The sequence below is a fragment of the Lactobacillus sp. ESL0225 genome, from assembly GCF_003692905.1.
Classification (GTDB): domain Bacteria; phylum Bacillota; class Bacilli; order Lactobacillales; family Lactobacillaceae; genus Lactobacillus; species Lactobacillus bombicola.
The window spans coordinates 229,089-250,371 of the sequence record NZ_REHK01000007.1 but is presented as its reverse complement, the minus strand read 5'-3'; the positions used below and the strand labels follow the sequence as shown (position 1 = coordinate 250,371).

The window sequence follows — 21,283 nt, the reverse complement described above, 5'->3', positions numbered from 1 at the left end:
TAATCGTTGCTTTTTTTATAAACTTATTTAACTGCATCTTTTAATGCCTTGCCAGGCTTAAATGCAGGTACCTTAGTTGCTGGAATAGTTAAAGTCTTACCTGTTTGAGGATTTCTACCTTTTCTTTCTGCCCGGTCACGAACTTCAAATGAACCAAAGCCGATAATTTGTACTTTTTCGCCTTTAGCCAAGTTCTCCTTAATTGATTCAATTAAGGCATCGATAACCTTTTCAGCATCTTTCTGCTTAAGTTCTGTCTTCGCTGAAACTTCTTTAGTAAGCTCAGATTTATTAATTGAAGCCATATTTCCTTCTCTTTTCTATAAAATTTATTACTAGTCAAAGCAAGTTCGCAATAAACTATACGTAAACTCTGTAAAGTATTGTCTCACTTACCCTTTGACAACTTTTATTATTTTAGCACAGTTAGCTAGTCCTTCAATAGAAAAAAGCTAAATCTTATAATAATTTTGGTCCGCAAGTATTCTTTTAACCATTTGCTGATAATTAAGGTAAAGTACTTTGAAACGTGTGTGATTTTCTTTTTGCTAAATAAGCTGAATATGCACGTGCATCATGGTGCCAATTAATTTCTGGGATTTTTAAGATATTTTGCCCGTACAGATAATTTAAAATATCTTGGTCTGGTAAAATTAAAATGTCATGATATTTTTTAATTGTAGAAGATGTAGCACTCAAACTAATTTTTTCGCTCATTTTATCTAAATCCATTACCATAACACCAGAATTAAAATAGCCATTCTTTGTTCCCAGTCTAATACTATTGAGTGAACTCATAATGTCTGTTAAGCCCTCATGCACTTGCTACAGCAAATATTTTTTTATTTAAAATGCGCCATAAGGGCTTAATTAATTACTAAAATATCTGGATCCAAATAGATAATTCGATGCAAACTAGTAGGTGAAATTTACCCAGTTCGAAGCCAAAAATACATTTCTTGCGGGTAATCATTGAAGTTAAGCAATGATTTTGAAAAATTCAGCTTTTTTATTAATTGTTAATGGTCTTAGTTCTATGACAATTTTTTTACTAAAAATTTCAATTGTTTCGGTAAATTTTTGTTTCATTATTATTCTCTTTTAAGAAAAATTTACAATATTTAAAAGATGAGACTTGTTTGTTCATATTTCAAGTTATTATAAAAAGAAAGTTGTATAATATGTTTAATTCAGTTTAAAAATATGGACGAGGTTTAAGTATGAATAAAAAAATATTAATTAGTTTTGTCGGTACAGCATCTGCCCTTATTGGCTTAAGTGCTAGTATACCAGTATCAGCAGCTGAGGCGAATAGTCCAGTGGTCAGTAAAACAGAATTAGAAGCAAGTAATTCTTCTAAGACACCAGTGTCAGATGCGAATAAAACTGATAATAGTAGTAATAAAACAGCTACCGAGACTCCGAAATCTCCAGAAAAGCCTAATGGTAATACTAATGCTATTTCTTTAATGGGCAAAACGGTTAGATTAACCCGAAATTCTTATGTTTATGATAAGCACGGTAAAAGAGTAAAGAATAAAAAGTTGAAGAAAGGTTTAATTGTTGGTATTAGTAGTTTTACTACTGTAAATGGTAAACCCCTAATTGGCTTTAATAATAAAGAGAATCAATTTATCAAACCAGCTAATGTGAAAATTTTAAAGGCAGTCAGATACAGAGTTAAGCGAAATGCTTTTGTCTATAATGCAAAAGGAGTAAGGGATCCTCGTTATTATGTAAAAAAAGGTAAAAAAGTAGTGGTATTTTCAACTAAGAAAGTTAAGGGAATTAAACTTGTTGGTATATCAGAAAAGCAATTTATTAAATGGGCTGATTTGGATTCAAAAAGTGCAGAAGTTTTAGCTGAATAAATATTTATTATAGTAAAAAAGGTAGTCAACCATAAATGATTGACTACCTTTTTATTTTTTTAGGATCAAAATTACGTAAAATTTCAATTCCTTGACGTTGATACTTATTAGGGACAAAACTTTTACGCATTGCAATTTGCATATAAGCCCAAAGTTTTTGTCCAGGTCGTAGGTGAATAATATGAATTCCCTGTTCATCCTGAATACTACTTTCCATCGCCAGGGCAATACCTACATTGCGCTTAACCAAATCAATCATTAATTTCATTGTCGGTGCAGTGTAAATAATATTAGGGGTGAAATCACCTAATTTTGCTTCCTCTTCAAGACATTCACGAGTTAAAAAGCCACGTGCTCGCGCAATAAATTTACGGTTACGCAAGTCTTTAGCCCTAATCTCGTGTACATCCTTCCATTGATCGTTTGTACCAGTGATTATTACTAATTCTGTTTTTTGTAAGTTATGAATAAAATATTCCGGATCATTAATGGGTACCATCCAAGAGTAAATTGCTACATCAACATTCCCATTTGTTAAGTCTGCAAAAGCATCTGCAGAACGTTCAATATGAGTTTCGATTAAATTAGTAATGTTTGCTTGATGAAATTGTTGGACAATGTCTGCTATATATAAACTACCGGCTTCGCCAGAAAAGGCTAAACGAATTTTTTTATCGCTGGCATGTTTAACATCATAATTGATACTAGCAATATCTTGAAGTAAAATTTTAGCTTTTTGGTATAACAAATCACCAGCGTCGGTTAGTATTATTTTACTTTTACGATTTTTTTGTATGATCAACGGATCATCAAATTTTTCAGCTAATCGTTTTACGGCCATTGAAATCGTTGGTTGGGTTACATCAAAAAAAGAAGCAGTTGCTGTATAATTTCCCGTTTCAACAAGCTTACAAAAATATAATAAGTCTTTTTCATTCATATGCTTACCTTAAATTAAATAAAAAAAATTTATAAATGTATCTGTTTAAATTATATTAAATTTTAAATAAAAATGCAAGAACACTAGATAGAGTAGCATATAGCTCATGTTGTCTGCCCTTTTTGGAGAAAAAATTTAATTAGACTAAATTTAAAAGACAGACTATATTGCATGTAGTAAATATTTCTTAAGAAAGTGATGGTAATTAATTTGATCTATGATTCAACTCAAAAATGGGATGCAGTCTATGATGTAATTGTCGTAGGTTTTGGTGGAGCTGGGGCTGGAGCTGCAAGATTTGCTGCTGATAATAAGGCTAAAGTTCTATTAATTGATGCGGCTCCAGAAGGTCATGAAGGAGGCAATACCCGTTATGCAGGTGGGGCTTTTGCATGGAGTGATAACTTCGATGACTTGCGCGAATATTATAAGCAAACTTATTATCCTTTTAAGTATGATCCTAAAGACTTGGATACTTTTGTAAACAATGTTTTGCAAATGAAGGAATATGCTAAAAAATACTTTGATATTGAAGCTCAATATACAGGACGCCGACCTAAAGGTGAATATCCTGAATATAATCATGCTGAAACTATGCGTTCGCAAAGTATGACTACAGGAATGTATAATGGTGGATTTTGGAAATTATTACGTAAAAAAGTATATGAACGTCTTGATCAAATAGATATTTGGTTCTCAAGTCCAGCAGAGCATTTGATTCAGGATCCAGAAACTAAGACTATTTTAGGAGTACAAATTAAACACAGCGGAATCAAGCGTAATGTTGCAGCTCGCAACGGGGTTGTTTTAGCTTGTGGTGGCTTTGAGAATAACCAAGATATGGTGCAAACTTTTTTGGGCCAGGGATCATTAGCGCCAATCGGTACACTTTATAATCAGGGTAAAGGAATCGATTTAGCAATTGAAGCTGGAGCAAGATTATGGCATATGTCTAATTACGATTCACATGGTTTTTCCTTAAATGAAGGTAAGCCACGTGAAAAATTTGCGTATATGATTAATTGGAAGAGCTTGTTTAATGGGAGCATTTTTGTTGCCGGTGATGATGGTACTCGTTATTACCGTGAAGACGAAGAAGATCGTCATGGTTACAAGTATAATCATGGCAACTGGATTATGCTTCCTAATCAGAATCATCCGCACATTGTAATGGATGAAAAACAATATCATCAGTTAGCCAATGATGATTCAGCTCAAGCCGATCAGATTAAGCAATTAATTTCGTATGCAGTCAAAGCAGATTCGCTTACAGAATTAGCGGAAAAGATTGCTGCCCCTAAACTAACTGAAGCAGTTGCCGATTTTAATTATCTGGTTGAAAAACAAAAACGTGATATGTTCCTCAATCGCAAGCTTGAAACGATGCGTGCCTTTGGTGCAGGACCATATTATGCAATTCCAATTAGACATAATATTTTACATACTCATGGTGGAGCACGGCGAAATGAAAAATGTGAAGTGCTTGACTTGCAAAATAACGTAATACCACACTTATATGAAGCTGGTGAACTTGGCGACATATTTGCGACCAAGTATGTTGGTGCAAATAGCATTGCGGATTTGTTAATTTCAGGCAAGATTGCTGGTGAAAATGCTGCTTTAGTAAAGCGTAAGCTACCTGCAGTTGATGTGGTTACTGGCGCTTCAGCAAATCCTGAGCTCAAATCCGATGCCCATGCTTTGGCAACTGATTATGAAGCTGGCGAAAATCAAGGCATTGGTATTAGTGAAAACGGGATTAATGATGTACCAATAGTGGTTAGAGTTACAGTTAATGGTAAGCAGCTGACCCAGATTGAAACTTTGCAGCAGAAAGAAACACCTTTGCTGGGTGGTAAAGCGATTCCAGTATTGACTAAGGAAATGCTAGAGAAGCAAACAACTGATGTTGATGTAGTCAGTGGCGCAAGTACGACTAGTGCTGCCTTTAAAGAGGCAGTTAAGCAAGCAATTAATAATATTCAAAAGCATTAATTTATACTTGATAATACGCTAATTTTAAATAGAAAGTAGAGAAAATGTTAGATAAATTTGAATGGAAAAAGTGGATTTTGCCACTTGTATTAGGCTTAGGGTTATGGCTTTTAACGCCTATCAGACCAACAGCTATTAATATTCAGGCATGGCACTTGTTTGCAATTTTTATTGCAACGATTGTGGCGTGCATCACTAAGCCATTGCCTATGATGGCTACTACAATTATTGCTATTGTAATTGCCACCTTAACCGGTATTTTTAAAATGGAAGAAGTCACTGCTGGCTTTGGGAATTCAACTGCATGGATGGTAGCAATGTGTATGTTCATGGCAGCTGGTTTTATTAAATCAGGTTTAGGAAAAAGAATTGCTTATTTCTTTGTTAAAACTTTTGGTAAGCGAACATTAGGTTTGGCTTATGCCTTATCCATGGTTGAAACAGTGCTCGCCATTGGAATTCCAAGTAATAATGCTAGAGTCAATGGTATTATGTATCCAATTATTGACAACCTTTCTAAAGAGATGGGATCAGATCCTAAAAAGGGAACCCAAGCAGATATGGGATCTTACTTGGTTTTTAATGAATATGAAGTTAATATTGTTACGTCAACGATGTTTCTGACTGGATTGGCCGGGAACATGGTAGCTTTAGGAATTGCGAAAACGCAAAATATTGAGATTTCTTGGATGCAATGGTTCTTAGCAGCAATTGTACCAGGAATCATTTCTTTGTTAGTTATCCCGTTTGTTTTATATAAAATTTATCCGCCCAAAATCAAAGAAACTCCTAATGCGCATGCTTGGGCAGATAATAAGTTAAAAGAACTAGGCAAAATGACCTTAGCTGAAAAAATTATGGCTATAGTTTTTATTTTAGCAGTAGCGCTTTGGTTAATCGGGCCTAAATTTGGTATTGATGCTACTTTAGTTAGTTTTATTGCCGTGGCTTTATTATTAATTTGTGGTGTTATTAATGTTAAAGACATTCTTGGCCAAAGTTTTGCATGGAATATTTTGACTTGGCTTTCAATTATTATGTTAATGTCACAAAAATTAATGCAACTTGGCTTTTTCCCATGGTTCTCAAAAACTCTGGGAAGTATGTTAAATGGTATGAATTGGGTCTGGGTTTTAGTAATTTTGTATCTAGCTTATTTCTATTTACATTATTTATTTCCTAGCGTTTCCACTCAAATTTCAGCCTTATATGCTGGCTTTCTTTCAATTGCGATTGGTGCTGGTGTACCTCCAATTATGGCCGCATTAATGTTGGCGCTAGATGGTTCATTATACTTGTCAACTACCAGTTATTCCGCTGGTCCGGCTGCACTCTTATCATCAACTGGTTATGTTTCAAATAAAGACTGGTGGCGGCTTAGTGCAATTATCGGAATAATTCTTAACATTATCTGGCTTGGCGGCGGTCTTTTATGGACTAAAGTTATTGGTATGTGGTAATTAATTGAAAAATTTCAGTCTTTGAAGTGCTCCATAATAGTTAGACATTAATTTAACTATTAGGAGCGCTTTTTTCATGACTAAATATTCAAATTGAAAGGGGGAGTTTATGAAAAAGATGGTTAAACAAAAGTAATTTCAACTATACAAGACTCTTAGTTGGGTATCGCCGAATATTTTGGATGTGCATTATCATTTGTAGACTCAGGAATAGGGAAAGCAACGTTAGTAAAGGCAATATCTGGCCAATATGGTATATCTTGTAAAGGATAAAATATTACAAGTCAAAAAAGAAAATATTATTTGTTTAAATTAACCTTTATGTCCTGGTGCTGTAGTTGATAATATTACTTTAAATAATAAAGAAGTAAAATAAAATCTACAACTTCTAAGTTCATGTATCAGCTTTTACTAAACCAAAAAAAGCAGGATTATAATTATAGTTTAAACAGATAATAAAATATCTAAAATAGGGAAAGTAACCTAATACAAGCTGTTGACCTTGATAATGGTATTATGAATAGAAAACAATTGAATCATGTGAATTTAAGAACATCAGTCGATATTTGATTGTTTAATAGAGCAATTTTATTAATGCGTTAGTTGGTTATAACCTTAAATATATTCTATTTTGCTAAGACATCTAATGTAGGTTTAGCTACAATAGCTGGATTTTTTTGGTAAGTAGAGGTGCTTTTATAAATGAATATTTACTTTTGTTTTTTGATACGTTTACATTTCAAGTGAAAAACAATAAAGACGGTGTATCTTTTGATAAAAATATTACGATTTTATATGATAATGAAAATTTAGAAGTATTGGGCACAGATGTAGATGACAAATCTTCTGAAGAGAATGTTGAACAACTTAAAAAAGTGGAAAGTGCTTGGAAACAATCAAGAATATCTAATAAATTTAAGACAAGAGAGATAAAGTAATGACAACAACAATAATATACGCACATCCTTACACAAAAAGCTTTAACCATGCAATACTTAATAAAGTTATAAAAGCGATGAGAGATAATAAAGAAGATCATACAATTATAGATTTATATAATGATAAATTTGATCCAACATATTCTGCTAAAGAGTTATCTTTATTTAGTGTTGGAAAAACAATTGATCCTTTAGTTAGTAAGTACCAGAAGATTATCAAAAATACAGATAAAGTTATATTTATTTTTCCAATATGGTGGAATGATACGCCGGCTATTATAAAAGGCTTCATAGATAAGGTAATGAAGAAGGACTTTGCTTACAATGTAGGCAGTACTGGGTTAATAGGAAACCTTAACAATATAAAAAAGACGTTAGTTCTTACAACCTCGACTTCTCCGACATTTTATTTGAAGATGTTTTGTGGCAATGCTATTAAAAAAGTTTTTATTAATAGTACACTTAAGCAGCTTAAATTTAAAAATCGAGTATGGAAAAATTTTGGTAATATTGATCATAGTAGTATGAACAAAAGAAATGAATATTTGGAAAAAATAGCTAACTACGTAAGTGAATGGGTAGTGAAAAATAATTGAATAGGGTAGTTGTAACTGGTTTGGAATAATTAAGCCCTTAAGTGATAAGGTTACTTCGACTTGGAAAGCGGCTCACCTTTTGTCATACAAGAAAATTTAAGCCGTATATATAATAAACTCATTGGTGAAAGACAATCTTTATCTGATATAGGAGCAATAGTTGCTAAATATTTTTAGGTTCAATATTCAGCAGATGTAAAATCTTGAAGTTAGCAGTTACTTATGGCAGTTTCAATTTTGAAAATGAATATTGCTAGGTATAAAGAAAAGAATGAAGGACGCAGGTAAAGCGCCCTTTTTTGTGAGAAATAAATCTTGTAACTAGCATGTGATTTTTCATGGCTTTGTATTCGCTTAATAAAATTTTTGCTTTAAATATAGAATCGCGATTCTAAGAATAAGTACGTAAAGTTATCAATGTAAGTTAATAAAAAGCTCCTTAGAATCGTCCCCTCAGCATTACATCATCTAATTGAAACTACTAGCAATCGTAATGAAGTAAGTATTGCTTTATTCAGTGGCTATGCTTTTTTTAAGGATAAAACTAGAAGCAAAATATATCTATCATTTACAATGTAATTGACTTCTGTTTATGCCAACTGTGAGGCTACTATAAGAGTAGAGCTTAAAGCTAATGAAAGAAGTTATTGGGTTGGCTTGGCAACCATTACTTTTTTAAATAATCTCAAAAAATAGCTTATACACTAAAAAGATCAATTCTAACGAAACTTAGAATTGATCTTTTAATTTTAATTTACATCATTTACATTAAAGGTATGTATAGGAGGTACAGCTGGCAGTTTTGCCTTCGGTGGAACTAAGACTACTAAAACCTCCCCATATTGTCTACTTTCAAATTCATTTTTACTTTGCGGTACTACATAAGCACCAATCTTATAGCCTTTAAAATCTGAAAATGTTTTACCTTTGCGTGCTAATTGAAATTTTAAGCACTCTTTTTCAAATTCAATAAGACCATCTGGAGAACCGGTATATCTTTCATCAGATTCAAAGCAATTATCATGATTACCTTTACCAACGATATGATCTAATACATAATCTCTGTCACTGGTAGCATCACCTTCTTGAAAAACAATACTTGCTAAATTAGCACCAAATTGTACTTGACTATCCTTAATTGTACCAGGGAACAAATCCGCTATTTGATTATTTAAATTATTATCAATTAAATTAGCGGGAATAGCAGTCCCTGTGTCAATCGGATCATAGTAAACATCTCCTAATTTAGGCAAGACAGCATCTTTTGGGATTAAGAACACAATAAAGCGACCGTAATTTTTATTATTGCTGGGATAAACATATGAACCAACTTTATAATTCGCAAAATCAGAGATTGTCTTGCCTTGCGCAGCTAGTTGCTGGTTTATTTGCTCTTTTTCAAATTGAAGCAACCCAGCAGTAGTACCTTCATATTTCGTATTATTAACAATTTTTATGATGTTAGCAGAATTTTCAGTACCTAATATATCATTTTGAAGTTTTTGAAGTGATGTAGATAAATGATCTCCATTTCTATTAGCTAAATCGGCTGCTAGCTGTACTTGCTTATCCGGTTCGGCGCCAGTGAATAAAGCAGAAAGTTGATTATTCAAACTACTGTCAATATATTTTTTTCCTGTATACGTTACCGGAGGCACCGGATCGTAATATTTCTCAGCTGGATCATGCACATCTATACTACCATCTGTATCATCTGAGTAAACATAGGCACCCTTTGTTAAAAAGCCACGCCAAATATAACCACTATGCTTTTTATTGCCACTAATAACTTTATAATAGACAGCCTTAGTAGAGCCGTGGCGCATGGTTACTGAAGAAGTTGCATACCAAGTTGTATGGGGAAAATTAACTAAATCATGTAACTTATGTGTGTGATTCCAATTCCAAACGGCTACACTCGCTTGAGGGTCTTTGGCATGATACGGTCTAGCAGAGTATGAATAGTTTCGTACCCAATGATATTTTTCGGCATGAACCTGTGTAGTAGAAACACTTAAACCTAAAGCTAATGATGCGGCTGCTAAAAAAGTCCCAATCATTTTTTTGTTTTTCATGATATATACCTCCTAATCATGATTAGCTATCAAAAATGTTATACCACAATTTGCTGTTAATTTGCCATTAATTTTCCGCAAATATCATTAAATTAATTTTATTATATAAGCGAATCGAAGATAGTAAGTCTTTGGTTTAATATCAGCTGATATATTTGTTAATAATATTTAATTTTAAAATGAAAGGGAAAAATTAGAGAACAAAACCGATCTGCCTAATAATTGGACAGATCGGTTTTTAATATCTTTATGGCTAGGTCACTCTGATAATATATTAATCAGCATATGGTGAGTAGTCATGTTTTTTACTTAGTTCTTTTATTTCATTAATAATCTTGTTTGTACTAATGCTTTACTTTTTTCATTTTAAAAGTTAAATTAGTAGCTTTAAGAATTGAAATGTCGTTTAATCCATTTCCAAAACTTATTGTAAATTATTTTTTCATTTACTTACAAATTTTCAATTAAGTACAGGCTTACATATTATTGAAGTATGTCCGAACGATGTAATTGAGAGCATTGAACAATAATAAATAAACTAGTAGTAAGTAATTACAACCAACAGCTGGGAAAATTATCCAAGATACAGTTTCTTATAAGGAATCAATTCCTGGAAAAACCTATACTTTGCAAGGTATTGTTATGGATAGGACATAAATAGTGCTGTTCTTAATATATGGTGAAAAAGTAGAATATTCTAAGACTTTTATACCAACAAGTGCTAATGGTGAAGTCACAATTGACTTCAAGGTCGACGATCATCACTATCGTGATAGACATTTAATTATTTTTAAAACTCTTAATTAGACAGACTATAAATTTTTGACCATGTTGAAGTAATTTGCTTAGTTCGTTTAATATTTCTAAGATAGCGATCTACTGCGATTTGACGATTAGGATATGCTGTTTCTTCAGCAGAGACTTGATGTGAAGGAAAGATAGAAAGTGCTAAAAGTAAAGTGAAAGCACTCATAATTAAATATTTAATTAATTTTTTCATTTTTAACTCCTAAATTGATAAAGCGCTTTCGATATTTAATACTATAAATAAATTAAGGCATATTATAATAAAGTTGCTTGTATTACTTGTTAGTCTTATGTTTAAAATTATTTGGTGGTTCAATCATAAATAAAATTCCTGCGTCTATGGGAATTAAAGAATCACTTATATTATTATAATTGAAAAATAAATAAATTAGTCCACTAAAAAACAAGACAATTCCTATTAATTGCAATCCTTTTTGATAGCTAGTCATATCTTCTTTTTTTACTTTTTTAGTATATTTACAGTGGTTAGAAAAAGAAAAAATCTCAAAAAAACTTCCGATTATTAAAAAACTTCCAAAAAGAACAAAGCATATATATTTATTTACTGTAAATAAGAAAATGATTCCAATCAAAATTTGAACTAAACCAAAAATTCTCATTGCTTGACTATTGGTTAGTTTATTTTCAAACATATTTTTAACCTTTACATCAATAAAAGCACACAAAAATACTTTTACGTGTACTTTTTGTTAATTATAATTGATTATCCCATATATCCTATTCCTGCACCAACAGCAGCACATGCGGCTAATCCCCAAGGACCAATTCCTTCTGCTAGCCATTTGCATGCACCCAAACCTGCAGCTGCACCGCTTAATGCATTATTCCATTTATTACCCCACTTGTTTCCACCAGTAATGTCAACTAGTTCTTCTTGATTAAGAGTTTTGTAATTATTCATTTCTTAACTGGAGGTAGGATTAATAAACAGAATCCAAAATCTATTGCAAGTAAGCCGGAATAAGGATCTTTTATTATAATTATTGTAATTAACCCAAGAAGACAGGAAATTATTCCTAAAATTTGATCTCCAATGTCTATCGCAGTCATTTCATCTTTTTTTGCATTCTTTTTAAATGATATCCTAGGAGAAAAGGACGCAAAGAAAAATAAAATTGCACATAAAATAAAAATCATAAAATATACAAAATGATACTTTTTGCTTTCAATGAATAGAAATATTATTCCTATAAATATTTGCATCAAACCACAAAGAAAAAAAGCCAACTTATTAGATAATTTGTTTTCAAACATATTAAATTCCTAATCTGTTTAATGATTTAATAACCAAATAAGCATATATATTTATATACTTTTTACTGCTATTTTTTACTGCTATAATTTCCATCAATTAAAATATACAAAAATTTTATGACTATATATAGTTTTCGAAACACAAATTTTATATTAAAGCGCTTTTAAAAAAATGTCAATAATTATTTTGTCTTTTCAAAATTTTAACTTTTTTTAATTTTATTAGTATAATTATAAATATAATACTGTAAGCTTTTGTTTATGAAGAAAATTATGAGAAATAAAATTTATATATCACAAGTTAAAGTGGTTGACCGTCAATTTCGTTAACGTTAGCCGCATTAATGTAACCACCGTGACCAATGCTGTAATAATATTTACCCTTGATTTTTTTATAAGGCAACCATGATTGATTGTAGTTGTCATCATTTAGTAGATAGTATTGTTTGCTGTCTTTTTCAATTGGTTGGACTGTGCCGGAATATTGTACATTGGTTCCTTTGCGTAAGTGAGTGTTAGACCAACTGCCACAATATTTTTTAAGACGCCTACCTTTTTTATTATAGACATATGCACCGTGAATTAATTTTAGAGTGTTATTGTTAGATGTTGTTGCTGCAGTAATAGGGGTAGATTTAAGTTGTTGTGACACCGGCAATCCAGCCCCCAAAGTTAAAATACCAGCAATAGATCCAAGCAAGATTTTTTTACTTAATTTCATGTATTTCACCTCATAAATAGAAATAATAATTATACCCATTATAGTTCAATAGCAAACTAAGTTTAAACAATAACTTTTTTCTTTTTCAAACGTGTGTTAAGGATGTTGTAGCTAAACCGCTAAATACGGTAACTGATTTAATACTAGGTCAAACTTATTCTGTTAGAGGTAAGTTAATGGACCAAGTACTGGATTACCTGTTGTTAAAAATGGTGTACCTGTCATAGCAACAGCTACCTTTAAGCCGAATATAACCATGGTACAGTAAACTGCAAATACTATCACTAAGTATTGTATTTATGTTTGGTGGTTTCGTTTACTTTACGAGAAAAGAACAAGCTACTGGCTTAAATTAATAGTAGAAAATGTAAAAGAAATTTAATTTTTAGACAAAAAGATAGATCAAGTACTTCTTTTGGAAAAGACTTGATTTATTTTTTTGCTTTTTTGTGCTGAAAAAGAAACCGGATTGATAATCATGCTAAAGACTAAAAGCAATAACTCCTTCAACATATTGTGTTTTTATTATAGTTAAAGTACAATATGTTGTGGAAAATAAGTGATAAAAAGGAGAGTAGATTTTATTGAAAAAAAATCAAAAATTAATTATGTCAATTGTCGCAATTGGAACACTAAGTTTTTTGGGTATTGTAATTGAAACAGCGCTTAATATTGCTTTTCCAAAATTAATGGTAAAGTTTAAAATTCCCGCTAGCACAGTTCAGTGGTTAACAACTGGTTACATGTTAGTTTCTACTGTAATTATACCCTTCGGAGCATATTTGAGAAAACGATTTCGTGCAATTACGTTGTTTAGAGTAGCAATAATTAGTTTTTTTATTGGAACAGTTTTAGCAGGAGTTACTTCAAGCTTTTTCTTGCTTCTATGTGGTCGAATTATCCAAGGAATTGCTGATGGTATTGGCTTACCATTAATGTTTTCAATTATTTTAGAGCAATCTCCTAAAAAGAAAGTAGGCTTTTTTATGGGACTAGGAAGTTTAGTAATTGCTTTTGCCCCTGCAATTGGTCCAGTTTATGGTGGAATTGTTTTAAAGTATTATAGTTGGCAAACTTTATTTATACTAATAATACCTATAATATTAGTTATTTGGCTATTAGGTGAATTTAGTATTACGCAAAAATTTAACGTTTTTAGTATTTCTTTTGACTATCGTGGTGGTATTACGTTAACTGGTTTATTAATAACTACACTATTATTAATAGTTAGTACAGCAAGTAAAAGTAATTATCGTATTTTTTTATTGTTAATTGCTATTATTTGTTGTATTCTCTTTATTTATTTTGAAAAAAATAATAAAAATTATATTATTGATATATCTTTGTTTAAAAATCGACAATTTGATATATTTCTGATTTCTTTTTTTCTACTACAGTTAATGTCATTAAGCATGTCATATTTAATGCCGAATGTTTTAGAAATAATATTTCATTTATCAACGGCAAAAACGGGCTTGCTTGTATTACCAGCAGCAGTAATTGATGCCATAATGTCAGCAGTTGCTGGAATAATTTATGATAAATTAAATCATAATTTTCCAATCTTGTTAGGAGAAGGACTTATTTGCGTCTCTTTTCTATTAGCAAATATTATATCAGTTGCACCAATTAATCTGATTATAATTTATTCAATTTTTATGTTTGGATTGGGTTTGTCGTATAGTAATATTATGACAAGAAGCTTAGCAAATTTACCTATTCAATCGACCAATGACGGCAATGTAATCTATATGACTGCACAATCATATTCTGGAGCAATGGGAACAGCAATAGCAGCCTCAATTTTAACATTTACACAAAACGATTATTTTAATTTTATAAATGGAACATTAGCTGGCCTAAAGATTAACTTTAAAGTTTTGTTCTTTTTATCGATAATAGTTTTGATATTTTGTACAACAATAATTTTAAGAGATAAAAAAAATGACTAAAATAGAAAATATAATAAAATTTGCAAAAGAAAAAATGTGTGATGATGCAACAGGACATGATTTTTTACATGCGTCTAGAGTAGCTATTTTGGCTAAAAAAATGAAGGACTTTATCCTTTATGGGGAATAGATATATTTATTCTTCTAGATTAGAAGATATGATTAGAAAATTATCTATTGCTTAGGTGTCGATGTTTACAAGAATTTCTAATGACCAACCTATTATTAGTTTTAAAGAAGGTACTTTTAATTATCGGAAAGATTTTTACCATAATTTAGAACAACTTATTTTTTCTGCTCCTGAGCAATGGGTAGGAGCTAGTGAATACCGAAAATTAATTATGTAGTAATGATTAATAAGCAATTATTAATATTAAGCAAGGAGCAATTATGATTGTTAGATATTATACTAAATGGAAGCTTGCAGCACTTATAATACTTGGAATAATTGCTAGTACGCAAAACATTGTGATGGCTTATGTGTTAGAAACTATGACAAATGCATTAGCAGACAAAAATTTGCATGAGCTACCTCATATGTTTTTAGTTGCGCTAATTTTATTCTTAATTGTTTTAGTAGCCGAGTTAGGCTATAATTATTTAAAAAATGATGCTGTTAGGGAAGTCAATACCCTTTTGAGAACTAAAATTCTCGCAGGAATGTTAGAAACTTCTAAAGAAGATAATGCTTCAGCTTTAGGTTTTTTAACCAATGATTTTAAATTATTAGAAACTAATCGGTTTAATGCTGAAATTAATATTACCTTTTATTTTGTGACGGTGGTAATTTCATTAATTTATGCAATATATATTAATATGATTTTGACGGTATTTTTTCTAATCGGTTCTACGCTTCCAATACTAGTTTCAGCTTTATTACAAAAGCCAATACGTAAAGCTTCAAAGCAGTGGACTGAAGCCAATAGTAAGTATGTTAGTCAAATAAAAAATATCTTAGCAGGAACGGATTTATTAAAGTTATATCACAAGCAAGCCAATGCTGTTAATGAAAATTTACCAAAAGTTTCAAGATTAGAACAAGCTCTGTGTAAGATGAATTTATTGAGTAATAATATTCATACAGTTGTAGGCTTTGTGGGAATTTATGGTACATTTGTCATTCCAGCCTATTTAGGTGGGCTAATGGTATTACACGGGCAAACAACGATGGGTGTTCTGTTTGCAATTGTTCAATTATCAAATTCATTTATTAATCCGCTTATGCAAATTTTGGAAGAGCGCAATCACTTATCAACGACTCAAGATATTGTAAAAAAGGTTAATTATTATTTAGATTTGGCAGCTACCAAGGAATCAGCAGCCAAATATACTTTCCATAAACAAGTCAATTGGCAAAATATCTGTCTGGTAAGGGATAAAAAGCAACTTTTCAGTGGGCTTAATTTAATTATTAATCCTGGAGAAAAGATAGCAGTTATTGGGCCTTCTGGCAGTGGTAAGTCTACTTTGCTCTATTTTCTGATGTCTAATAAATTTGGGAAAGCATCAAATATTTTGCTTGATAATCAAGAAGTCAAAGCTGATCAAATATCTAATCTATTTGCATATTCCAGTCAAGCACCAGTTATTTTTGCTGATACACTTTGGTTTAATTTAACCTTAGGTGAAAAATTACCTGTGACCGAAGTTAAACAAGTTTGTGAGCAACTAGAGTTAAATACTATGGTAGAAGAAAAAGGATTTGATTATCAATTAGGGGATAATGCCGACAAGCTATCTGGTGGACAGTTAGCGAGAATTGAATTAGCAAGAGCAATTTTATCGAAACGTCCAATTTTATTACTTGATGAAATCAATGCTTCACTTGATCAAGCGACTTCAGCCGCAATTCATCAGATATTATTGCATTCAAATTTAACCTTCGTAGAGGTAATTCATCATTATCAAATTGCTGATTTAGACAAGTATGATCAGGTAATTAATTTAGCGGATTATCAAGATAGATAAATAATAAAATGTCTAACCTTTTCGTTGCACTACATTTGTTAGAGATTTTTTATCAGAAAAATAGCCTTATTTAACTTAATATACTAAAATAAAAAATTATAAAACTAATGAGTAAGTAACTAATCACTCATAGGTTAGGAGAAATTCACCTATCTAATGAGGCTAAACTGAAAGGATTAATTATGCTAAAAGAAGCTTGCGTTGAAAATTTTACTGCTATTCCCCAAATGATTGCTGCTGGTGCAACACGAATTGAACTTAACAGTGATTTAGCTCAAGGTGGACTTACACCATCATTTGGTGTGATGAAACAAGCAATATTATATGCGCACCAACATGGCGTAGCAGTTGTAGTTATGATTAGACCACGTAGTGGTGATTTTGTCTATAATGAAACGGAGTTAAATATAATGATTAATGATTTGCAACTAGCTGCCTTGTTAGATGCTGATGCGGTCACCTTTGGTTGTTTGAAAGAGTCAGGGGTACTTAATTGCGAACAGATGCAAAAATTAATTACTTTAGCTCAGGAACTGAATTTAGAAGTGGTTATGCATATGGCATTTGACCAACTACAATTGGCACAGCAACATTCAAGCTTAGATTGGTTGGCAAATCATGGTGTGAAAAGGATTTTAACTCACGGTGGACCACTAACGGAGCCAATTGAAACTCATCTTGCCCATTTGAGCGAATTGATTACTTGGTCAAAGGGGCAAATAACGATTTTGCCAGGAGGAGGAATTACCGTTGATAACTGTAATCAAGTAGCGCAATTACTGGGAGTTAATCAAGTTCATGGTACAAAAATAGTGATTAAATGATTAGGCTATCAGATAGCATAAATTAAATTTAAAATTAGCAAAAATAGATATTAATTTAAAGATGAACATATTTCATCTTTTTTATTTGGCTTATTTTTCTTGCACATATGATTGTTAATAAACAAATCTAGACGTAATTAAAATTATATTCTGACAATTACGCAAAATAGGTAAAACTAAAAAATAACATTTTTATAATTTGAGCCTCTTCTTTGACATCATTTACCAAGCAACGTAAATTAAAGGTAACTAGTTATAGATAGGATTGATCAAAAAGGATAGGACACAAATATGAAAAATATGGATATGGGGCATGAACAGCACCTAAAGCAAGCAGATCAAAAAGATAACATGCAAATGAAAAATGATTCTCAGCAAGCGATGAGTGACCATAAGATGATGATGCATGGTGGTCAGATGATGCAGATGGGAAATTTAAAGCAAAAATTTTGGTGGTCTTTTATTTTAGCACTACCAATTTTATTGTTATCGCCAGCAATGGGATTTAAGTTGCCATTTCAATTCTCTTTTCCGGGTTCAGATTGGCTAGTGGTTATTTTTGCTACTATTTTATTTTGGTATGGGGGAGAAATATTTTTACGAGGAGCTTATGCGGAATTAAAGCAAAAAAAGCCAGAGATGATGACGCTAATTTCCTTAGGGATTGTCACTGCGTATCTTTATAGCGTATACGCCTTTATTCAAAATAATTTGGTACACAGTCAAATGAAGGTAATGGACTTTTTTTGGGAATTAGCAACTTTGATTTTGATTATGCTCTTAGGTCATTGGATTGAAATGACTTCTGTGATAAAGGCTAGTAGTTCAGTTCATGACTTGGCAAAATTATTGCCAGATAAAGTACATGTACAAATAAACAATCAAATTGAAGAAATCAAGATTAACGATGTTCAAAAGCAAGCAACTATTATTGTAAAACCTGGTGAAAGTATCCCTTTAGATGGCATAATTATCAGTGGTTCGAGTACTGCTGATGAGTCTTTAGTTACCGGTGAAGCAAGGCAAATCACCAAGCAAAAGGGGCAGCGAGTAATTGGTGGTTCAATCAATGGCTCAGGTACACTGACTATCAAAGTTACCCAGACGGCTAATTCTGGTTTTCTGGCTAGTGTCAATAAGTTAGTTCAGTCTTCACAGGCAGATAAATCGAAATTGCAGACTAAGGCAGATCAAGTTTCAGGTTGGTTATTTTATGCTGCATTAATAATTGGACTTTTGGCTTTGATTGTTTGGACTAGTTTTCAAGGAATCGCTAGTGGATTAGAGCGGATGGTGACCGTGTTAGTAATTGCCTGTCCACATGCCTTGGGACTGGCTATCCCATTGGTAAATGCTAAGAGTACTGCTCTTGGTGCTAAACATGGTCTACTTATTCGCAATCATAATGCAATAAGTTTAAGTTCCCAAATTAATTATTTATTGCTAGATAAAACGGGAACATTAACTCAAGGAAAGTTTCAAGTTCGGCACTATGCTAGTTTAACTAATAAACTTGATTCTAACCAAGTCTTGACCATTATGGCATCGCTAGAACAGGATTCAACTCATCCTTTAGCTCAAAGTATTTTACATTATGCTCAATCTAAAAAGATAAACCTATTGCCATTAACTAATAGTCAGAACATGACAGGTGCAGGCGTCAGTGGAACTATTGAGCAGCACACTTATCAACTAGTTAATGAAAAAGCAGCACGCAAACAAGTCAGTAATTTCCCTAAGCTAGCAGCTGATAAAGATACAATTAGTTATCTTATACAAGATAGTCAACTTTTAGGTTATATAGCAGTGGGGGATCAGATTAAAGCATCAGCTTTTACTTTAATTAAGCAAATTAAAGAACGTCAAATCACCCCCGTAATGCTAACTGGTGACAATCAAAAAGTAGCTGATAATATAGCTCTTCAACTTGGAATTGATCAAGTTTATGCTGAACTTTTGCCTCAAGATAAAGAAAAGGTAGTTAAAAAACTACAATCTGCAGGTAATAAGGTTATGATGGTGGGCGATGGCATCAATGATGCTCCTAGTTTAGCTAAGGCTGATATTGGAGTAGCGATTGGGACTGGGACTGATGTTGCGGTTGATTCTGCTGATGTGATTTTAGTCAATAGTGAGCCAGAAGCAATCATTAGTTTCTTGGACTTAGCGCAGAAAACGCAAACCAAAACAATTCAAAATCTCTGGTGGGGCGCAGGTTATAATATCATTGCCTTACCCTTAGCTGCTGGAATTTTAGCACCATGGGGCTTAGTTTTACCGCCAGCGGTAGGCGCAATTTTAATGTCACTGTCAACAGTTATTGTTGCAATCAATGCTGAATTTTTAAAAATTTAAATAAATAGCAATTATTTTTAAATATTGAAATAAAAAAATATAACAGGTATGATATTCATGAAGATAAGTCATGATAATTTTTAATAGTAAGGAGAATTACAATGAGCGAAGCAGAATATCGTATTGAAAGTGACACAATTGGACCAGTTAAAATTCCTCAAGATGCTTTATGGGGGCCACAAACTGAAAGAAGCCGCCACAACTTTCCAAGTGGGGAATTAATGCCCTTAGCGATTATCCGTGCTTTTTTAAATTTGAAAAAAGCCGCTGTAGAGTCAAATGTTGAAGTTGGTGATGAGCCAAAAGAAAAAGGTGAAGCAATTGAAGAAGCAATCAATCAATTGCTTGCCTTGAATGACACTGATTTACGTAAAGATTTTCCATTGCACGTTTTGCAAACTGGGTCAGGCACTCAGAGTAATATGAATGTAAATGAGGTTGTAGCTAATTTAGCTAATAAATTACATCCTGGTTTAAATATTCTACCCAACGATGACGTAAATCGCGGCCAGTCATCAAATGATACTTTCCCAACAGCTATGAATATTGTGGCAGTTGAGGCCCTTGATAAGTTGGAGCCGGCTGTGCACCATTTAATTGCTGAATTAAAAATTAAGCAAGACAAATACTGGCAGACAGTTAAAGTAGGGCGTACCCACTTGCAAGATGCAACTCCAATTACTTTTGGTCAAGAAGTATCGGGTTATATTTCTGCATTAAAGCATGATCTGACTTATATTCAGAAATTGAAGCCCACACTTTACGAATTAGCAATCGGCGGTACTGCTGTAGGCACTGGCTTGAATGCAGCAGCAGGCATGACTGAAAAAATTGCTACTAAGTTATCTAAAATTTATGGGCATGAATTCAAAGTTGAAACAAATAAGTTTTGGGGGTTAGCACATCATTCTGGTATTGCAGTGGTTCATGGGGCCCTTAAGACTTTGGCCGACGACATGTTTAAAATTGCACAAGATATTCGTTTCTTGGCATCAGGTCCGCGCGCTGGATATCACGAACTAAATATTCCCGCTAATGAACCTGGTTCATCAATCATGCCCGGTAAGGTTAATCCTACTCAAGCAGAGGCAGTTACGATGGCGGCTGCTAAAGTTTTTGGTAATGATACTACGATTACCTTCACTGCCGCACAAGGTAATTTTGAGATGAACGTTTACAAAACAGTGATGATCGCCGCTTTTCTGGATAGTTGTGATATTTTGACAGGAACAATTACTGGTTTTGCTGATAAGATGATTGCTGGCTTGACTGTAAATTCGGAAAAGATGGATGAGTTACTGGAAAATTCATTAATGACCGTTACAGCTTTATCCCCCCACATTGGTTATCATGCTGCCGCTAAAATTGCACAGGCGGCTGATCAAGAGGGTATTACTCTAAAAGAAGCTACCCTTAAGAGTGGTAAAGTTTCAGAAAAGCAGTATGATGAATGGATGGATTACATGCAAATGACTAACATTGATCGTACTAAACCAGAAGACTAGT

Annotated in this window: 21 protein-coding genes and 1 pseudogene; 13 read left to right on the top strand and 9 right to left on the bottom strand. The window is 32.5% G+C overall.

Features of this window, described 5'->3' with window-relative positions; translation table 11 throughout:
- Positions 1 to 23: 23 nt before the first annotated feature.
- Together F5ESL0225_RS04140 and F5ESL0225_RS04135 are read right to left on the bottom strand one after the other, a co-directional pair.
- Positions 24 to 305 (bottom strand): HU family DNA-binding protein, encoded by a 282-nt coding sequence (locus F5ESL0225_RS04140; protein WP_090092084.1) that lies wholly within the window; start codon positions 303 to 305, stop codon positions 24 to 26.
- 202 nt (positions 306 to 507) lie between these two features.
- Complete coding sequence (locus tag F5ESL0225_RS04135) at positions 508 to 798, bottom strand: glycosyltransferase (RefSeq protein ID WP_122021733.1); 291 nt, start codon at positions 796 to 798, stop codon at positions 508 to 510.
- Between the two features lie 422 nt (positions 799 to 1,220).
- Here F5ESL0225_RS04135 and F5ESL0225_RS04130 point away from each other — a divergent pair, with 422 nt between their 5' ends.
- Positions 1,221 to 1,871 carry an SLAP domain-containing protein gene (locus tag F5ESL0225_RS04130; protein WP_122024695.1) on the top strand — a complete coding sequence of 217 codons (651 nt, stop codon included), beginning with the start codon at positions 1,221 to 1,223 and terminating at the stop codon, positions 1,869 to 1,871.
- A 43-nt stretch (positions 1,872 to 1,914) separates the two neighbouring features.
- Here F5ESL0225_RS04130 and F5ESL0225_RS04125 read toward each other — a convergent pair whose 3' ends face one another.
- Positions 1,915 to 2,811, bottom strand: coding sequence for a LysR family transcriptional regulator (locus F5ESL0225_RS04125; RefSeq protein WP_122047901.1), 897 nt, complete (start codon positions 2,809 to 2,811; stop codon positions 1,915 to 1,917).
- 198 nt (positions 2,812 to 3,009) lie between these two features.
- Here F5ESL0225_RS04125 and F5ESL0225_RS04120 point away from each other — a divergent pair, with 198 nt between their 5' ends.
- From F5ESL0225_RS04120 to F5ESL0225_RS04105, 4 genes are all read left to right on the top strand, one after another.
- On the top strand, positions 3,010 to 4,806 hold the full coding sequence (locus tag F5ESL0225_RS04120; RefSeq protein ID WP_370466398.1) for an FAD-binding protein: 1,797 nt from the start codon (positions 3,010 to 3,012) through the stop codon (positions 4,804 to 4,806).
- 44 nt (positions 4,807 to 4,850) lie between these two features.
- Positions 4,851 to 6,266 carry a DASS family sodium-coupled anion symporter gene (locus tag F5ESL0225_RS04115; protein WP_122024694.1) on the top strand — a complete coding sequence of 472 codons (1,416 nt, stop codon included), beginning with the start codon at positions 4,851 to 4,853 and terminating at the stop codon, positions 6,264 to 6,266.
- A gap of 677 nt (positions 6,267 to 6,943) precedes the next feature.
- Positions 6,944 to 7,204: a hypothetical protein gene (locus tag F5ESL0225_RS04110; protein WP_122047900.1), complete on the top strand. Its 261-nt coding sequence runs from the start codon at positions 6,944 to 6,946 to the stop codon at positions 7,202 to 7,204.
- On the top strand, positions 7,204 to 7,800 hold the full coding sequence (locus F5ESL0225_RS04105) for an NAD(P)H-dependent oxidoreductase (protein ID WP_122047899.1): 597 nt from the start codon (positions 7,204 to 7,206) through the stop codon (positions 7,798 to 7,800). Before F5ESL0225_RS04110 ends, F5ESL0225_RS04105 begins: the two co-directional genes overlap by 1 nt.
- A 749-nt stretch (positions 7,801 to 8,549) precedes the next feature.
- On the opposite strand, the gene F5ESL0225_RS04100 is transcribed toward F5ESL0225_RS04105, so the two are convergent.
- Positions 8,550 to 9,875 (bottom strand): hypothetical protein, encoded by a 1,326-nt coding sequence (locus F5ESL0225_RS04100; protein WP_122047898.1) that lies wholly within the window; start codon positions 9,873 to 9,875, stop codon positions 8,550 to 8,552.
- 567 nt (positions 9,876 to 10,442) lie between these two features.
- Here F5ESL0225_RS04100 and F5ESL0225_RS08320 point away from each other — a divergent pair.
- Positions 10,443 to 10,682, top strand: a pseudogene (locus tag F5ESL0225_RS08320) (VaFE repeat-containing surface-anchored protein); the annotation flags it as partial.
- On the opposite strand, the gene F5ESL0225_RS04095 reads toward F5ESL0225_RS08320, so the two are convergent.
- From F5ESL0225_RS04095 to F5ESL0225_RS04075, 5 genes are all read right to left on the bottom strand, one after another.
- Positions 10,675 to 10,875: a hypothetical protein gene (locus F5ESL0225_RS04095; protein ID WP_122021727.1), complete on the bottom strand. Its 201-nt coding sequence runs from the start codon at positions 10,873 to 10,875 to the stop codon at positions 10,675 to 10,677. The pseudogene F5ESL0225_RS08320 and the gene F5ESL0225_RS04095 overlap by 8 nt on opposite strands.
- Before the next feature lie 82 nt (positions 10,876 to 10,957).
- Entirely contained in the window at positions 10,958 to 11,335 is a 378-nt protein-coding gene (locus F5ESL0225_RS04090; RefSeq protein ID WP_122021726.1) for a hypothetical protein, read from the bottom strand.
- A 71-nt stretch (positions 11,336 to 11,406) separates the two neighbouring features.
- Entirely contained in the window at positions 11,407 to 11,604 is a 198-nt protein-coding gene (locus tag F5ESL0225_RS04085; protein ID WP_122021725.1) for a Blp family class II bacteriocin, read from the bottom strand.
- Positions 11,601 to 11,957, bottom strand: a complete 357-nt coding sequence (locus F5ESL0225_RS04080) for a hypothetical protein (RefSeq protein WP_122021724.1) — start codon at positions 11,955 to 11,957, stop codon at positions 11,601 to 11,603. Before F5ESL0225_RS04080 ends, F5ESL0225_RS04085 begins: the two co-directional genes overlap by 4 nt.
- A gap of 301 nt (positions 11,958 to 12,258) precedes the next feature.
- Positions 12,259 to 12,678: an SLAP domain-containing protein gene (locus tag F5ESL0225_RS04075; RefSeq protein ID WP_158592385.1), complete on the bottom strand. Its 420-nt coding sequence runs from the start codon at positions 12,676 to 12,678 to the stop codon at positions 12,259 to 12,261.
- A 584-nt stretch (positions 12,679 to 13,262) separates the two neighbouring features.
- Between F5ESL0225_RS04075 and F5ESL0225_RS04070 the strand changes: the two genes are divergently transcribed.
- The 7 genes from F5ESL0225_RS04070 to F5ESL0225_RS04050 all read left to right on the top strand — a co-directional run bounded on the left by F5ESL0225_RS04070 (position 13,263) and on the right by F5ESL0225_RS04050 (position 21,282).
- Entirely contained in the window at positions 13,263 to 14,630 is a 1,368-nt protein-coding gene (locus tag F5ESL0225_RS04070; RefSeq protein ID WP_233554099.1) for an MFS transporter, read from the top strand.
- Positions 14,623 to 14,760, top strand: a complete 138-nt coding sequence (locus tag F5ESL0225_RS08315; RefSeq protein WP_158592384.1) for a hypothetical protein — start codon at positions 14,623 to 14,625, stop codon at positions 14,758 to 14,760. Before F5ESL0225_RS04070 ends, F5ESL0225_RS08315 begins: the two co-directional genes overlap by 8 nt.
- A 61-nt stretch (positions 14,761 to 14,821) precedes the next feature.
- A complete protein-coding gene (locus F5ESL0225_RS08310; protein WP_158592383.1) occupies positions 14,822 to 14,977 on the top strand; it encodes a hypothetical protein in 156 nt (51 codons plus the stop codon).
- A gap of 43 nt (positions 14,978 to 15,020) precedes the next feature.
- Positions 15,021 to 16,598 carry an ABC transporter ATP-binding protein gene (locus F5ESL0225_RS04065; protein WP_122047895.1) on the top strand — a complete coding sequence of 526 codons (1,578 nt, stop codon included), beginning with the start codon at positions 15,021 to 15,023 and terminating at the stop codon, positions 16,596 to 16,598.
- A gap of 182 nt (positions 16,599 to 16,780) precedes the next feature.
- A complete protein-coding gene (locus F5ESL0225_RS04060) occupies positions 16,781 to 17,422 on the top strand; it encodes a copper homeostasis protein CutC (protein WP_122021721.1) in 642 nt (213 codons plus the stop codon).
- Positions 17,423 to 17,713: 291 nt separating this feature from the next.
- Positions 17,714 to 19,777, top strand: a complete 2,064-nt coding sequence (locus tag F5ESL0225_RS04055) for a copper-translocating P-type ATPase (RefSeq protein ID WP_233554098.1) — start codon at positions 17,714 to 17,716, stop codon at positions 19,775 to 19,777.
- A 101-nt stretch (positions 19,778 to 19,878) separates the two neighbouring features.
- The gene (locus tag F5ESL0225_RS04050; protein WP_122047894.1) at positions 19,879 to 21,282 is read left to right on the top strand and encodes a class II fumarate hydratase; all 1,404 of its coding nucleotides are present in this window, start codon (positions 19,879 to 19,881) and stop codon (positions 21,280 to 21,282) included.
- Position 21,283: the final 1 nt, after the last annotated feature.